This window comes from Psychrobacter sp. GP33 (genome assembly GCF_014119005.1).
Lineage (GTDB): Bacteria > Pseudomonadota > Gammaproteobacteria > Pseudomonadales > Moraxellaceae > Psychrobacter.
Genome location: NZ_JACGYX010000004.1, coordinates 148,887 through 164,751, shown reverse-complemented (window position 1 = coordinate 164,751; position 15,865 = coordinate 148,887). Strand labels below are relative to the sequence as shown.

General features: G+C 42.7%; 12 protein-coding genes. 8 read left to right on the top strand and 4 right to left on the bottom strand.

Annotation, left to right across the window (positions count from 1 at the left end):
* Positions 1-178: 178 nt before the first annotated feature.
* From carB to H2245_RS07100, 3 genes are all read right to left on the bottom strand, one after another.
* On the bottom strand, positions 179-3,442 hold the full coding sequence (gene carB / locus H2245_RS07110) for a carbamoyl-phosphate synthase large subunit (RefSeq protein ID WP_182406697.1): 3,264 nt from the start codon (positions 3,440-3,442) through the stop codon (positions 179-181).
* A 127-nt stretch (positions 3,443-3,569) separates the two neighbouring features.
* Positions 3,570-4,811 (bottom strand): glutamine-hydrolyzing carbamoyl-phosphate synthase small subunit, encoded by a 1,242-nt coding sequence (gene carA, locus H2245_RS07105; protein ID WP_182406696.1) that lies wholly within the window; start codon positions 4,809-4,811, stop codon positions 3,570-3,572.
* 384 nt (positions 4,812-5,195) lie between these two features.
* Positions 5,196-5,744 (bottom strand): phosphatase PAP2 family protein, encoded by a 549-nt coding sequence (locus H2245_RS07100; RefSeq protein ID WP_182406695.1) that lies wholly within the window; start codon positions 5,742-5,744, stop codon positions 5,196-5,198.
* Between the two features lie 217 nt (positions 5,745-5,961).
* On the opposite strand from H2245_RS07100, the gene H2245_RS07095 reads away from it, so the two are divergent.
* The 4 genes from H2245_RS07095 to H2245_RS07080 all read left to right on the top strand — a co-directional run bounded on the left by H2245_RS07095 (position 5,962) and on the right by H2245_RS07080 (position 8,938).
* Positions 5,962-6,498 carry a gamma carbonic anhydrase family protein gene (locus tag H2245_RS07095; protein ID WP_182406694.1) on the top strand — a complete coding sequence of 179 codons (537 nt, stop codon included), beginning with the start codon at positions 5,962-5,964 and terminating at the stop codon, positions 6,496-6,498.
* Positions 6,499-6,633: 135 nt separating this feature from the next.
* Positions 6,634-7,350: an HAD family phosphatase gene (locus tag H2245_RS07090; RefSeq protein WP_259365128.1), complete on the top strand. Its 717-nt coding sequence runs from the start codon at positions 6,634-6,636 to the stop codon at positions 7,348-7,350.
* 159 nt (positions 7,351-7,509) lie between these two features.
* A protein-coding gene (gene prfB / locus H2245_RS07085; protein ID WP_182406693.1) for a peptide chain release factor 2 occupies positions 7,510-8,605 on the top strand; the annotation gives its coding sequence in 2 pieces (ribosomal slippage) (positions 7,510-7,581 and positions 7,583-8,605; 1,095 coding nt in all).
* Between the two features lie 48 nt (positions 8,606-8,653).
* A complete protein-coding gene (locus H2245_RS07080) occupies positions 8,654-8,938 on the top strand; it encodes a pyrimidine/purine nucleoside phosphorylase (RefSeq protein WP_182406692.1) in 285 nt (94 codons plus the stop codon).
* A gap of 95 nt (positions 8,939-9,033) precedes the next feature.
* Here H2245_RS07080 and H2245_RS07075 read toward each other — a convergent pair whose 3' ends face one another.
* Positions 9,034-9,501: a GNAT family N-acetyltransferase gene (locus H2245_RS07075; protein ID WP_182406691.1), complete on the bottom strand. Its 468-nt coding sequence runs from the start codon at positions 9,499-9,501 to the stop codon at positions 9,034-9,036.
* 192 nt (positions 9,502-9,693) lie between these two features.
* Between H2245_RS07075 and H2245_RS07070 the strand changes: the two genes are divergently transcribed.
* The 4 genes from H2245_RS07070 to H2245_RS07055 all read left to right on the top strand — a co-directional run bounded on the left by H2245_RS07070 (position 9,694) and on the right by H2245_RS07055 (position 15,816).
* Complete coding sequence (locus tag H2245_RS07070) at positions 9,694-10,803, top strand: DNA topoisomerase IB (protein ID WP_182406690.1); 1,110 nt, start codon at positions 9,694-9,696, stop codon at positions 10,801-10,803.
* A 142-nt stretch (positions 10,804-10,945) separates the two neighbouring features.
* A complete protein-coding gene (locus H2245_RS07065) occupies positions 10,946-11,467 on the top strand; it encodes a murein L,D-transpeptidase family protein (RefSeq protein WP_259365127.1) in 522 nt (173 codons plus the stop codon).
* Positions 11,468-11,792: 325 nt separating this feature from the next.
* Entirely contained in the window at positions 11,793-14,387 is a 2,595-nt protein-coding gene (gene clpB / locus H2245_RS07060) for an ATP-dependent chaperone ClpB (protein ID WP_182406688.1), read from the top strand.
* A 235-nt stretch (positions 14,388-14,622) separates the two neighbouring features.
* Complete coding sequence (locus H2245_RS07055; RefSeq protein ID WP_404944666.1) at positions 14,623-15,816, top strand: PQQ-dependent sugar dehydrogenase; 1,194 nt, start codon at positions 14,623-14,625, stop codon at positions 15,814-15,816.
* Positions 15,817-15,865: the final 49 nt, after the last annotated feature.

Sequence of the window (15,865 nt, the reverse complement as noted above, 5' to 3'; positions counted from 1 at the left end):
GAGATGGTGTGATGTGCGATGATATTATTGCAATGGGTATGGGAGAGAAGCGTGGCGGTACATCCGCACACTATAAACATACGTAATAAAAAGCATAGTAGCTGTCTAGCCACTATGCTTTTTAGGTATTCATAAGACGTTAATAATAAGTTAACTCGTGACGTCTAATTTACTGAATTTATTCGGCGGCGTCAAGACCCTTTGCTTGTGCATGCAAATCTTGTAGCTTATAGACCTCAAACGGCAACTCAATTGCATAAGATTTGCAGACGGCATCTGCTGCGCCTAATGTCGTGACATAAAACACTTTACCTTGCAGTGCGCTACGGCGGATAGAGAATGAATCCTCTTGCGCTTGCTTGCCTTCGGTAGTGTTAATAATCAGGTCGATTTTGCCATTTTTTAGCGCATCAACGATATGTGGACGACCTTCGGTGACTTTATTGATTTGCTTACAGTCAATACCGTTGGCAGCCAATACTTTTTGCGTACCCGTAGTCGCGACAATGTTAAAGCCGTAGTCGATAAGCTGACGCGCAATAGGGGCAATTTGTTCTTTGTCGCTATCGCGTACAGAGATAAAGACGGTCTTGGTTTCGCCTGCAGTCGGCAAACCTGGCAAACGCTCATTACTACCGATAATGGCTTTGTAGAACGCTTCGCCAAAGGTTTTGCCCACGCCCATGACTTCGCCGGTTGATTTCATCTCAGGGCTCAAGATAGGGTCAACGCCAGGGAATTTAGCAAATGGGAAGACGGCTTCTTTGACCGCAAAGAAAGAAGGCACGATTTCTTTGGTAAAACCTTGGTCTTTAAGCGACGTACCCGCCATACAGCGAGCAGCAACTTTTGCTAATGACGTACCAATACATTTAGAAACAAACGGCACGGTACGCGCCGCACGTGGATTCACTTCTAAGATATAAACCGTTTCGCCTTTTACCGCAAACTGCACGTTCATTAAGCCTACAACGCCAAGCTCTTTTGCCATCGCAACGGTTTGTGCGCGCATCACATCACATAATTCTTCTGATAATGAATACGGTGGCAATGAACAAGCTGAGTCGCCAGAGTGGACGCCGGCTTGTTCGATATGCTGCATAATACCGCCAATCACCACATCAGTACCGTCACAGATACAATCCACATCCACTTCGATAGCATCGTCTAAGAAGCGGTCAAGCAGTACTGGCGCTTCGTTAGAGGCTTGTACGGCGGTACGTAAATAATGTCTAAGCTCATCTTCATTGTAGACGATTTCCATCGCACGACCGCCAAGGACGTATGATGGACGTACTACCAACGGATAGCCAACGTCTTTTGCTTTAACCAAACCATCTTCTAAGCTGGTGGCTAAGGCATTGGTTGGTTGAGTCAAATTTAACTGCTGAATCATATGCTGGAAGCGTTCACGGTCTTCCGCGCGGTCGATGGCATCTGGGCTCGTACCAATGATTTTTACGCCAGCTGCTTCAAGTGCACGTGCCAATTTCAATGGAGTTTGACCACCAAACTGCACGATAACACCATCAGGCTGCTCAATACGGACGATTTCTAACACGTCTTCAAGCGTGATTGGCTCAAAATACAAGCGGTCTGAGATGTCATAATCGGTTGAAACCGTTTCAGGGTTACAGTTGACCATGATGGTTTCGTAACCGTCTTCGCGCATGGCAAGCGCCGCGTGCACACAGCAATAGTCAAACTCGATACCTTGACCGATACGGTTCGGACCACTACCGATGACCATAATTTTTTTATTGTCAGTCGGCTTGGCTTCACATTCGCTGTCATAGGTGGAGTACATATAAGCGGTGCTGGTTTCAAATTCTGCCGCACAAGTATCAACGCGCTTATAAACTGGATGGACGCCTAAATCCCAACGTTTAGCCCGCAATTGCTTTTGTGAAATACCAAGTAATTTGGCCAAACGTAAATCTGATAAGCCTTTACGTTTAAATCGACGTAAGTTGTTCTCAGTTAAACCGCCAAAGCCCAATGCTTTAACAGTCGCTTCTGTCTTAACGATATCTTCAATTTGTACCAAGAACCATGGGTCGATTTTGGTGAGATTAAACACTTCATCAACACTCATGCCAATACGGAAAGCATCAGCCACGTAGTAAATACGCTCAGGCGTTGGGATGGTTAAACGGTTGGTAATTTCGCTGCGGGCTTTATCAGCGGGAACTTGGGTCAAGTCGATTTGCTCATCAAAACCGTCTGAGCCTGTTTCCATGCCACGTAAGGCTTTTTGCATGGACTCTTGGAAGTTACGACCAATTGCCATGACTTCGCCAACGGATTTCATTTGCGTTGATAATACATTATCCGCTTGTGGGAATTTTTCAAAATTAAAGCGTGGAATTTTAGTCACGACATAGTCAAGCGCAGGCTCAAAGCTGGCAGGTGTTTTGCCGCCAGTGATGTCATTTTGCAATTCATCTAACGTATAGCCAATTGCAAGTTTTGCCGCGATTTTAGCAATCGGGAAGCCAGTCGCTTTTGATGCCAATGCTGATGAGCGTGAGACGCGTGGGTTCATCTCAATGACGACCATGCGACCCGTTTCAGGATTGATACCAAACTGCACGTTTGAGCCGCCTGTTTCCACGCCAATCTCACGCAATACGGCGATGGAGGCGTTACGCATGATTTGATATTCTTTATCTGTCAGGGTTTGCGCTGGTGCCACGGTGATTGAATCGCCGGTATGCACACCCATCGGATCAAAGTTTTCAATCGCACAGATGATGATGCAGTTATCGTTTTTGTCACGAACCACTTCCATCTCATATTCTTTCCAACCAATCAACGACTCATCAATAAGCAACTGATGGTTTGGCGATAAGTCAAAACCACGCTCACAAATTTCGATAAATTCATCGCGGTTATACGCGATACCGCCACCTGAACCGCCCATGGTAAATGACGGACGAATGATACACGGATAGCCCATTTTTTCTTGGGTAATAAACGCTTCTTCCATGGTTTCAGCGGTTTCAGCACGTGGACATTCAAGCCCAATACGCTTCATGGCTTTATCAAATAGATTGCGGTCTTCTGCCATCTCAATAGAATCTTTGGTCGCACCGATCAATTCGCAATTGTACTTGGTTAATACGCCGTGCTTATCCAATTCTAAAGCACAATTCAGTGCCGTTTGTCCGCCCATCGTTGGCAAGATGGCATCAGGACGTTCTTTAGCAATGATTTGCTCAACGGTCTGCCACGTAATTGGTTCAATATAAGTGGCATCTGCCATGGCTGGGTCAGTCATGATGGTGGCAGGGTTTGAGTTGACCAAGATGACGCGGTAGCCTTCTTCTTTTAGTGCTTTACATGCTTGTGCGCCTGAATAGTCAAACTCGCACGCTTGACCGATGACGATAGGGCCTGCGCCAATGATAAGAATACTTTTTATGTCGGTACGTTTTGGCATAATTAGGGCTACCTTCGTTTAAGTGATATTTTAATAGAGGGGTATATACTGGTTTTATATGATATAGCTTGAACCACTGTTAATGATCCAAGCATTTTTTTGTTATTATCTATCGATTGCGAACGGCTTAAACTGACGCTGTTTTCGCATCTGCCATCATGGTGATAAATTTATCAAACAACGGCGCGCAATCATGAGGACCCGGGCTGGCTTCTGGGTGACCTTGGAAGCTAAATACCGGCTTATTGGTCAGTTCAATTCCTTGGTTAGTGCCATCAAATAATGAGCGATGGGTTGACTTAACATTGGCAGGAAGCGTATCTTCATCAACGGCAAAACCATGATTTTGACTGGTAATCATCACAATACCAGACTCTAAATCTTGTACTGGATGGTTGGCGCCATGATGACCGGTTTTCATCTTAATTGTGTTTGCGCCGCTGGCAAGACCAATCAGCTGATGCCCTAAGCAAATACCAAAGGTTGGAATGTTAGTTTCTTCAATAATATGACGCACGCTATCAATCGCATAGTCACAAGCTGCTGGATCGCCAGGACCATTCGATAAGAAAATGCCGTCTGGATTCATCGCTAGCACATCTGCGATAGGCGTTTGCGCAGGTACTACCGTCACATGACAACCACGGTCAACGAGCATACGTAGGATATTGGTTTTGCTACCAAAATCATAAGCCACGACGTTATATTTTGAATCGATATGCGTACCTAATTCTTTAAAAAAGCCGCCTGTACCGCTATCATGATTGCCTACTATGTCACGATTCAGTAACGTGTCTGATAAGTCCCAAGTACCCGCAGTCCATTCAAAGCCTTCAGGATGGCAGCATTCTTTTGCCAAGTCCATACCCGCAATACCCGCGAATTCTTGTGCCAATCTAATGGCTTGTTGCTCATCTGCTGCACTGATAGTTTCGCCGTTTGATGCGGTCATGATGCAACCGTTTTGCGCGCCTTTATCACGTAATAAACGAGTCAATTGGCGGGTATCAATCTCAGCGATAGCAACAGTATCGTTACGTTTTAAATAGTCGGTTAACGACTCAGAGTTACGAAAGTTCGACGTGACCATCGTTGAGTCACGAATGATAAGACCATCTGCCCAAACTTGATGGTCATTGCCCGACTCAGCGTCCTCGCTATTGGTGCCGGTATTGCCGATATGCGGATAAGTAAGCGTCACCAGCTGACGCGCGTAGCTTGGGTCAGTCAGAATTTCTTGATACCCTGTCATGGCTGTATTAAATACCACCTCACCGACACGATGACCTGTGCTACCGATACTGACACCGCGAAAAATCGTACCGTCTGCTAGTGCCAAAATTGCTTGTACTTCTGCCGATGAATTCAAGGGTTGCCTCCGCTGTTATGTAGTAAGTGCCATTATCATTCATGGACTAGAATCTGTCTCTCGCCGTGATTAATGGACTAATTTTTACTAAAATTACGTCTAAAAAAGGGCTAAAGGCAAATTTTTTCCACAAAAAAGCGAGGAGACATTATAGATGAGAACTACAAAATTCACAGGGTAGTGAATGGGTAAGTCGCATCATGTCCGCTCGCTTAGGCACAGATTTTGCGCATTATATACAATAATGGTGCAGATAGCCAGCCGATTCTTTTATCATAAAAGAGAATGTGGGGGCAAAGGAGCTAAAATCAACGAGCTAACGCTTTGTAAATTTCTTTATAAAGGTATCTCAGTCCATCTCAATAATCAAATCCAGAGAGACAGTTAAAAGTTATAATGCACCGATAAGCCATAATAGTCAGGGGATAAATCAGTGGCAATATGCAACTGGTCGTTATAGCTTTTGGTTAAATACATACTACTGGCAATGCCCAATGCCGCGCCCGCAAGAACATCGGTAACATCATGCTGATCAGTATCCACGCGACTATACGCTACAAATCCGGCACCAATATATGCCGGAATACTATACTCTAAACCATAACGTTTATGAATAAAACTGGCACCTTGAAAGGCAACAGAGGCATGGCGCGAGGGGAAAGAGTGATCGTCGCTACCATTGGGACGTTCTTTATGAACGGTGGACTTTAAAAGTTGTGTGGCTGCCATATTGGACGCAAAACCATAATAAAACTGCTGCCGACCTTCTTTATCATCCATATAAAAGGTACTGCCATAAGCAATGGCAGGGATGGCGACGGCAATGATATCTCCAGCAGTTTCGGTACGGCTATTATTGCCAGCATGGCTGGGCACTGCCACCATTAAACTGGTAGATAACAAGATTAACGATGCATATCCTTTGCTGTTCATGGTTTTATTCCTTAAGATGGTTATATTCGCGCTAGTGTACTATAACGGCTTTACTATTTTGCATAACGCCTTATATTTATAAAGGGTTATTATGAATAACTCAGCGCGTGCCTTTATACATTAATGTTTTTATTCATGCCGATTTAAATCGCTCGTGTCAGAGCGTTGTCTCTGCCAGTCGTTTTGCTAACCGTTTCGCCAACACTAAGGATGAACCATGATTTATAGCTATTTAGATAAGACGCCTGAATTTGCCAGTCCGTTTAACGGCTGGGTGGCGAATTCTGCACAAGTGATTGGTAATGTGTATTTAGGTCATCAAGCCAGTGTTTGGTTCGGTGCGGTGATTCGCGGTGATATTGAGCGTATTCATATTGGTGACTATAGTAATGTCCAAGAAAATAGCGTGATTCATACTGATGAAGGCATTGCTGTCACCATCGGCAATCATGTCACCATCGGTCATTTAGCGATGTTGCACGGCTGTGAGATTGGCGATAACAGTTTGATTGGTATTGGCGCGGTGGTACTCAATAATGCCAAAATAGGTAAAAATTGTATTATTGGCGCCAAGGCACTGGTCACCGAAGGCAAAATTATTCCCGATAACTCATTGGTCATGGGTGCGCCTGCTAAAGTCGTCAAAACCTTAACCGATGAGCAAGCTCAAATGATTACTGCCTCGGCGGTGCATTATGCTATTCATTGCCAAACCTTTAAAAATGGTCTGCAACCGATTACCCAACCCGATTAAAAACAGCATCTAACATAAATTAAGAACAAATATAAAGCTGGGCAGATTTAACGCTGCTATAAACTCTTATATTAAATGCTACATTAAAGATTATTTATAATTCAAAACCCTTTAAAATTTAATGAGAATAATGATATGACTTCTGATATAAACAATAATATGACCAATACTGAAAATGTACGCACCCTAGCGCTTTTTGATTTAGACCATACCTTGCTTGATGTCGATAGCGACTACTTGTGGGGCGAGTACATTGTCAATAATGGCTTGGTTGATGAGGCGCAGTATCGCACTGCTAACCAAGCGTTTTATGAGCAATATATTGAAGGTACGCTTGATGCAACGGAATATAATGAATTTGTTGCCCAGTTTTTGATCACCTTACCGATTGAGCGTCTGCACGATATACGGGAAGATTATATTAAAGCTGAGATTGAACCGCACATTCGCCCAAAAGCGATGGAAGTATTATGTCAGCATGTCGAAGCAGGTCACGATGTGGTGATTATCTCTGCGACCAATGACTTTGTGGTGTCTGCGATTGCCAAACGCTTTGGTATTGAAGACGGCAATGTACTCTCAACGCCACTTGAGATAAAAAATGAGCGCTATACCGGTAAATTAACCGATAAGCCAAACTTTAAAGAAGGTAAGATTTATCATTTAGATAAATGGCTAAATAAGCAACAATTGGCAGGCTTACACTATGCCAAAACCTATGCCTATTCTGATTCTAAAAATGACATTCCATTGCTTGAGTGGGCAGATGTGGCGATCTGTGTGTCACCGGACAATGCGCTACATGCTCATGCGTTGGCGCATCAATGGGCAGTTGAAGACTGGTCGATTTAACCATGTTGAGCGTTGAATAAGTTGGTTCAAAAAGTGTCTCAATAAAATAACTTAGTAAAACAACTTAATAAAATGTTGGCATGAATCAATCGTACATTTTGCGCCAATCTCCTTTAAAATAGCGGCACAGTAGTTTTTTTAAAATAAACAGGAATAGTTATGGAAATTAACCCGTATCAAGAACGCATCAAAGACTTATCTGAGCGTGGTCATGATTTACGGAGGTATCTTTGACTTCGATGGTAAGCAAGAGCGCTTGGAAGAAGTCAATTTAGAATTAGAAAATCCCGAGTTGTGGAATGACCCCGAACGCGCGACCAAGATTAATAAAGAAAAAAGCCTGTTAGATGGGGTTATTGATGTGGTGGTGTCGCTAGAGACTATATTGGAAGATGCTTCCGCCATGCTGGAGTTGGCAGTAGAAGAGGATGATGAGTCGCTACTTGCTGACGTTCAGGCTGAATTAGATGAAGCAGAAGCCCGTGTTGCCGATTTAGAGTTCCGCCGCATGTTTAGCGGCGAGATGGACCCGAATAATTGCTATTTGGATATCCAATCAGGCAGTGGTGGCACAGAAGCACAAGATTGGGCAGAAATGCTACTGCGGATGTACACGCGCTGGGCAGAAGCACACGGTTTTAAGGTGGAGATGATTGAAGTATCGTCCGGTAGTGTCGCGGGTATTAAATCAGCGACTATTGAGATTAAAGGTGATTATGCCTTTGGCTGGCTACGCACTGAAATTGGCGTGCATCGTCTAGTTCGCAAGTCACCATTTGATAGTAATAATGGTCGTCATACCTCATTCGCTGCAGTTTTTGTGTCGCCTGAAATTGATGATAATATTGAAATTGATATCAATCCGGCAGATTTGCGCATTGATACCTATCGCTCATCGGGCGCTGGTGGTCAGCACGTGAATACTACCGATTCAGCGGTACGTATTACCCATGAGCCAAGTGGGGTAGTGGTGACTTGTCAAAATGAGCGTAGCCAACATGGTAATAAAGCCACAGCTATGAAAATGCTGCGTGCCAAATTGTATGAATTAGAGATGCAAAAACGTATGGAGAGTCAACAAGCGGTTGAGGATGGTAAATCTGATGTCGGTTGGGGCAGTCAAATTCGCTCGTATGTGCTGGATGATTCACGTATTAAAGACTTACGCACGGGCGTTGAAACCTTTAATACTGGTTCGGTACTCGATGGCGATTTGGATCAATTTATTGAAGCCAGTTTAAAAGCTGGACTATAAAACAGTGCTTAGCTTTTAATATAAATGATAATAATTTAAGGAAAAATGATGCCAAGCGTGAATAATTATTTTGATAATAAAGTCACTTCTATTGCTTTTCAGACTGCAACCAAACCTGCAACGGTTGGCGTGATGGAAATTGGTGAATACGAATTTGGTACCAGTGAATTCGAAACCATGACCGTTGTAAGCGGTGCATTGACAGTAAAGCTGCCAGAAAGTGATGAATGGCAAACTTTTAATGCTGGCGAGCAATTTACTATTGAAGCCAATCAAAAATTTGGCGTTAAAGTTGCTGTAGAAACCGCGTATTTATGTACTTATGGTAAGTAGTTTTTAGCTGATATAGAGATAATAATAAACGCCAAGTGTTCAGCGCTTGGCGTTTTTTTATTTCCGTTATTATCTCATCTACAATTTCATTGCAATCATAAGTTCTTTCGATATTGCATCATATCGGTTTCAGTGGCGATATTTTTATAAAGTGCACGCGCTGAGGTATTGCTTTCTTGTGTATGCCAATAGACGCGATTACAGCCTTTTTCAGTGGCAAAGGCATACACATATTCAATTAGCATCCTTCCGATACCTTGCCCACGTACAGATTCATTAACGTACAAGTCCTCTAAATAACAGCATTCAGTTGTGTTCCAGGTATTAGGATGAAGCACCACATGAGTAAAACCTATGAGTGTATTGTCCTGCCATGCGCCAAAGCCGTAAATTGGCACGTTACTGTCTATGATTTTTTTCCACGTTGTATTGGTGGTTTCTAATGGCAAAGTGGTCTCATAAAAAGTGAGATAACCTTGCCATAGCGTTAACCACGCATCGTAATCATAATGAGTCAATGGAACTATTTGGATAGAGTTTTTGGTAGCGTTATTGTTAGTCATATTTTGTGCTAATTAATTAAAAAAGACCTTGAAGTATGCCTGAAATATCGGCGCTTTATTATTCTTTTGTCGACTTAGTTTTACACAGACTTACACATTATCTGCGTCAAACGCACAGTAACTAGCATCGCATTTATTTATGCTAAACCATAATGATAGATTGCTGATAATTTTAAGCCAAGGCGAGCGTTTATGATGGATAAAAAAATAACTACAGAAGATTTGCGCCACGATTATGAGCAATTAGCCAAGCGTGCCAATTTGCGCTATGTGAGCGATGACGAAGCAGGCTTTGCGCGCAGGCGACACGGACGCGGCTTTACCTACCGTGATACGGCTGGCAAGACGGTGACTTGCAAAAAGCTACGCGAACGCTTTGATGGATTGATCATCCCACCAATGTGGTCAGAGGTATGGATTTGTCTTGATGAGAATGGGCATTTGCAAGCGACAGGGCGCGATGATAAGGCGCGTAAGCAATACTTGTATCATTCGTTATGGAATCATGTGCGCGATCAAGCAAAGTTTACTGCCATGATAGGTTTTGCCAAAGCGCTCCCAAAACTGCGTGCTCAAGTCGAGCTAGATTTGGACGCGCCGCCGCTATCACGTGCTAATGTGCTCGCCGCCGTAATTAAATTGCTCGAAACCACGTTAATTCGTATTGGTAATAGTCGCTATGCTAAGCTCAATAAAAGCTATGGGCTTAGTACGCTACGCAGCAAGCATATCAGCGAAATGGATAACGGTTTAGCCTTTGATTTTGTTGGAAAAAGTGCCAAAAGGCATCATATTGAATTGCAAGATGAGCGCCTAATCGAGATTATACAAGCATGCTCAGAGCTGCCTGGTTATCAGATATTTAAATATTTGGATGAAAAGGGTCATAAACAAGTCGTTGATAGTGAAGATATCAATGACTACCTACGGGAGTATACTTGTGGCGGTAGTAATAACAGTATGTATAGCGCTAAAGACTTTCGTACTTGGATGGCGAGTGTGCTTGCGGCAAGCTATTTATATTATGAAATACAAACGCCTACAGGACAAGAGATTCTAGCAAGCGCCCCTGACAGTAAGTTGCGACAAAACATGGTCACAGAGATGGTTAAAAATGTTGCTGATGAGCTGGGCAATACGCCAACGGTTTGCCGCGCCTCGTATATTCATCCAGTTATTATTGAGAAATTTTTGGCAGGGCAATTCTTTGAGAATTATAAACAAGCCCGTCGTGGACGTACAAAACAGCATCAAAGTTGCGAAGAGAAAGCATTACTTGGGTTTTTAAGCACCAATTCCTAAATGCAAATTATTACATACAAGTCTTGGATATTTTTAAAGCAACAGTAATCATCATTAGTTATTAAGGTCATCCTCTATGTCATTTTCTAGGCAACATTATAAAAAACACCACCACTGGCTATTTTTGCTTATAGGGTTGAGTATGAATATGTCGGTAAGTGCCACCAATAATAATGTTAACCATATATCGACAACTCAAAATAAGGTGACAACTTCCATGCAGATAATTGCTGATACACCTATAATTGATAAAGTATTCGTAGATAAATCTGAGCGCCGCTTGCAATTATTAAGCGGTAATGAGGTGATTAAATCGTATCATGTGGCATTGGGTGGCAATCCGATTGGTCATAAGCAACGCCAAGGCGATAAGCGTACACCAATTGGCAGCTATACTTTAGACTATAAAAATGAAAAATCTAAATTTTACCGCTCAATCCACATCAGCTATCCAAATGCTGCAGACAAAGCACGTGCAAAAGCGCTGGGTATTAGTGCTGGTGGCGATATTATGATCCATGGGCAGCAAAATGGTAAAGGTGCGTTGACAGTAGACACACAAAAGTTGGATTGGACAGAAGGCTGCATTGCCGTAACCAATGCTGAAATGGATGAAATTATGGCAGCAGTGAAACTCGGTACTTCGATTGAGATTGTCGAATAATTGATTATTCTATACTTATGGTCGCTCTGAGTATTTGTTGAACTTTTTGTTTTAATAGGTTATTTATGATTTATATCATTGTTTTTAATAATGTCTTTTTTTTAAACAACTAAACACTAAATTGTTTAGTATTTCTACTTATAATAATAAGCATGTTTTTACGGATTGTATGACTACTACTAATAGTAATTCACCACGAATGAGTTGAAATTTTACTCAGCTTGCCACATATAAATGCTAGATTATGGTAAGCGCTATTTCATGAAGACTTAATAAAAGTGCTGCTGTAGATATCCATCAATACTAATTATAAAAGGACACTATCATGAGATTTGAAAAATTCACTCAGAAACTACAAGCTGCTATTCAAGAGGCTCAGAGCCTTGCTTTAGGTCGTGACCATACCGGCATTGATCCGGTGCATTTGCTCGCCGCTTTATTACAAGACGAGTCCAATTTATCGATTTGTCAGCAGGCTGGCGCGTCTATTCCTGCGCTTAAAAATGGCGTGGCGAAAGCTTTGGAAAACCAAGCAGTCATTAGCGAACCAACCGGCGATGTTAATTTAAATCCAAATTCGGTCAAAGTATTGAATCTTGCTGACCGCCAGGCACAAAAGGCAGGCGATGACTTTATTGCTACCGAATGGGTGTTGTTAACTTTAGCTGAGCAAGGCGATACCAAAAAAATATTTGAGACAGCGGGTGTGACAGCGGCGAAACTAAAAGCCGTTATTGAGCAGCTGCGCGGGAGTGATACCGTGAACGATCAAAATGCAGAAGATCAACGTGATGCTCTTAATAAGTATACGATTAACCTGACGGAACAAGCAGAACTTGGCAAGCTAGACCCAGTGATTGGACGTGATGAAGAGATTCGCCGTACCATTCAAGTGCTGTCACGGCGTACCAAAAATAATCCGGTATTGATTGGTGAACCGGGTGTTGGTAAAACGGCCATTGTCGAAGGCTTGGCGCAAAAAATAATTAATGGCGATGTGCCTGAAGGCTTGCGCCGGAAAGAAGTATTGTCGCTAGATTTGGGGGCGTTAATCGCTGGAGCAAAATTCCGCGGTGAGTTTGAAGAGCGCCTCAAAGCAGTACTGAGCGACTTATCAAAGCAAGAAGGTAACGTTATTTTATTTATTGACGAACTTCATACTTTGGTTGGGGCGGGTAAAGCGGACGGTGCGATGGATGCTGGCAATATGCTAAAACCGGCGCTGGCTCGTGGTGAATTACATTGTGTGGGCGCGACCACATTAGATGAATATCGCAAATATATTGAAAAAGATGCCGCACTCGAGCGCCGTTTCCAAAAAGTATTGGTCGATGAGCCAACCGTTGAAGATACCATTGCCATTTTGCGTGGTCTTAAAGGTCGTTATGAGCTGCATCACGGGGTCGTTATCCAAGACAGTGCTATCATTGCTGCTGCGCGCATGAGTCACCGCTATATCACTGACCGCAAATTACCCGATAAAGCCATTGACTTAATTGATGAGGCAGCAAGTCGCCTGCGTATGGAAATGGATAGCAAACCTGAATCGTTAGGTAAATTAGATAGCCGTCTTATGCAGCTCAAAATGCAGCGTGAAGTGCTCAAAAATGAAGAAGATGCAGGTGCGCAAGCTGAAAAAAAATTGCTTGATGCGCAAATATTAGAAATAGAAAGAGAGCATGCAAATTTAACTGAGATATGGCTGGCTGAAAAAGCGTTAGTAGAAGGCAGCAACCAGTATAAAGAAGACTTGGACAAAGCACGTATTTTGTTAGAAAAGAAGACTCGTGAAGGCGATGTCGCTGAAATGTCACGGTTAAAATATGGCGTAATACCTGAGCTTGAGAAACAAATTGCTAAGCTTGATTTGGCTGAACAAACAGAACAAACGGACGCGCCAAATATCAAGCTGTTACGTAATAAAGTGACAGATAATGAAATTGCAGAAGTCGTTAGTGCTGCAACGGGTATTCCGGTCAATAAAATGATGCAAGGCGAGCGCGATAAGCTCATAGCAATGGAAGAAAAACTCCATGAGCGCGTTATCGGTCAAGATGAAGCGGTTGAAGCTGTTGCTAATGCGGTACGCCGTAGTCGCGCAGGCTTGTCAGATCCCAACCGTCCTTCAGGCTCATTCTTATTCTTAGGACCAACAGGGGTTGGTAAAACGGAGCTGACTAAATCACTTGCTAACTTCTTGTTCGATAGTGAAGATGCGCTGGTGCGTATCGATATGAGTGAATATATGGAAAAGCACAGCGTCAGCCGCTTGGTTGGCGCACCTCCCGGTTATGTTGGTTATGAAGAAGGCGGTGCGTTAACTGAAGCTGTGCGCCGCAAACCGTATAGCGTTGTACTGTTTGATGAGGTCGAAAAGGCGCATCCAGACGTGTTTAATATTCTACTGCAAGTATTGGACGATGGACGCTTAACCGATTCGCAAGGTCGGGTGGTCGACTTTAAAAACACCGTGATTATTATGACCAGTAACTTGGGTTCGCATAAAATTCAAGAAATGGTAGGTGAAAGCTACGAAGATATTAAAGCGGAAGTCATGGAATCAGTTGGCGAGCATTTCCGTCCTGAATTTGTGAACCGTATTGATGAGATTGTCGTCTTTCATGCGCTTGGACAAGCTCAAATGGCGGGTATTGCTGATATTCAAATGACACGTCTGCGTCAGCGCTTGCAAGATCGCGAATTAGATATCACCTTGTCTGACGCTGCGATGAATCAGCTGGTTGAAGTGGGTTATGATCCGGTTTATGGTGCGCGTCCTCTGAAACGTGCCATCCAGCAAGAGATTGAAAATCCCTTGTCTTTAAAATTGCTTGCTGGTGACTTTGTCGCTGGCGACATTATTAAGGTTGATGTTGGTGCCGATAATAAGTTGACCTTTGATAAGTTGCGAATGAGTTAATATTAACTATTTATTTCAATGATTAAAGATTATTTCGAACCCCTTATTTGCTTTGGCAAGTAAGGGGTTTTTGCTGGGTGTATTATTATTATTTACCGTCGTCACGCTTTTACTATGTTATAAGTATCTTAGACGCTAATTAAACAAATACAAAAATAGTGGAGATGGCCTTAGGATGACTCATAAAAAATATATCAGTACATCATTAACGTTATCGATACTCATTATAGTTCTAATGTTTAGTGCGCCTGCCTGCTCTAATCAATCAGCAATCAATACTAATGAAGATCTTGCAGAGTATAAAGAAGCGAAAACATCTGCTATTGATATACAGGCAAGTATTGCCAAACCTACCTTTACTACCAAAACCATAGCCACCTTTAATGAGCCATGGGCAATGACAGCGCTACCCCAAAAAAACAATGAGTCACTCAAATTGCTTGTCACCCAAAAGTCAGGCGAGCTATTGATAGTCAATACGGCAACAGGTATTAAGACAGCCGTAACTGGCGTGCCGGAAATAGCATATGGCGGGCAGGGCGGTCTTGGAGATATCATTGTTGCACCAGATTTTGCCAATTCTAATATTATTTATATGAGCTACGTTGAAGCAGGTAAAGGTACTGATAGCAAAAAATTTGGTGCTAAAGTTATTAAAGCCAAACTATCAGGGTTAGATAGCCAATCTCCAAGCTTGCAAAGAATAATACCAGTCTGGCAGCAAACCCCAAAGGTAAAAGGTCAAGGGCATTATAGCCATCGACTACTATTTTCTCCTGATGGTCGTTATTTATATATCAGCTCAGGCGAACGACAACAAAAAACGCCAGCGCAAGATATGAGTGTTAACTTAGGTAAAATTGTTAGATTAAATCTAGATGGTTCAATACCGAGAGACAATCCATTTGCGGACAATCTTAATACTAATACCATTGCTGCTCAGTTTTGGAGTATCGGTCATCGTAATGTATTGGGCATGGCTTTTGATAATAAGGGACAATTGTGGGCGCATGAAATGGGACCACGAGGTGGCGATGAGCTCAATCTGATTAAAAAAGGTAAAAATTACGGCTGGCCACTTGTATCTAATGGACGAAATTATTCTGGTATCGATATCCCTGATCATGAAACGCGCCCTGAGTTCGAAGCACCTAAAATTACATGGACACCTGTGATATCACCTTCATCGATAAGCATTTACACAGCCGATCGTCATAATGACTTTCCGGCATGGCAGAACAATGCGCTTATCAGTGGTTTGTCATCAAAAGCGCTGATTGTCGTCGATTTTGATGACAACAATGTGGCATCTGAACGTTATCGCTATGATATGGGCGAACGCATTCGTAGTGTACTGAGTATGGATGGCGAGGTTTGGCTATTAGAAGATGGGTCTGAGGGCAGGCTTTTACAGTTACTGCCAAAATAAGCTTGGAGCTCGTTGATATCTAAAGAGATGACTATTCAGATTTGATAGT

What these genes read in the sequence shown, in the direction of transcription:
- carB (WP_182406697.1), bottom strand. Translation starts at nt 3,442, where the DNA reads ATGCCAAAACGTACCGACATAAAAAGTATTCTTATCATTGGCGCAGGC.
- H2245_RS07065 (WP_259365127.1), top strand. Translation starts at nt 10,946, where the DNA reads ATGAATATGTCGGTAAGTGCCACCAATAATAATGTTAACCATATATCG.
- H2245_RS07055 (WP_404944666.1), top strand. Translation starts at nt 14,623, where the DNA reads ATGTTTAGTGCGCCTGCCTGCTCTAATCAATCAGCAATCAATACTAAT.
- H2245_RS07100 (WP_182406695.1), bottom strand. Translation starts at nt 5,744, where the DNA reads ATGAACAGCAAAGGATATGCATCGTTAATCTTGTTATCTACCAGTTTA.
- clpB (WP_182406688.1), top strand. Translation starts at nt 11,793, where the DNA reads ATGAGATTTGAAAAATTCACTCAGAAACTACAAGCTGCTATTCAAGAG.
- H2245_RS07070 (WP_182406690.1), top strand. Translation starts at nt 9,694, where the DNA reads ATGATGGATAAAAAAATAACTACAGAAGATTTGCGCCACGATTATGAG.
- H2245_RS07080 (WP_182406692.1), top strand. Translation starts at nt 8,654, where the DNA reads ATGCCAAGCGTGAATAATTATTTTGATAATAAAGTCACTTCTATTGCT.
- H2245_RS07095 (WP_182406694.1), top strand. Translation starts at nt 5,962, where the DNA reads ATGATTTATAGCTATTTAGATAAGACGCCTGAATTTGCCAGTCCGTTT.
- H2245_RS07075 (WP_182406691.1), bottom strand. Translation starts at nt 9,501, where the DNA reads ATGACTAACAATAACGCTACCAAAAACTCTATCCAAATAGTTCCATTG.
- H2245_RS07090 (WP_259365128.1), top strand. Translation starts at nt 6,634, where the DNA reads ATGACTTCTGATATAAACAATAATATGACCAATACTGAAAATGTACGC.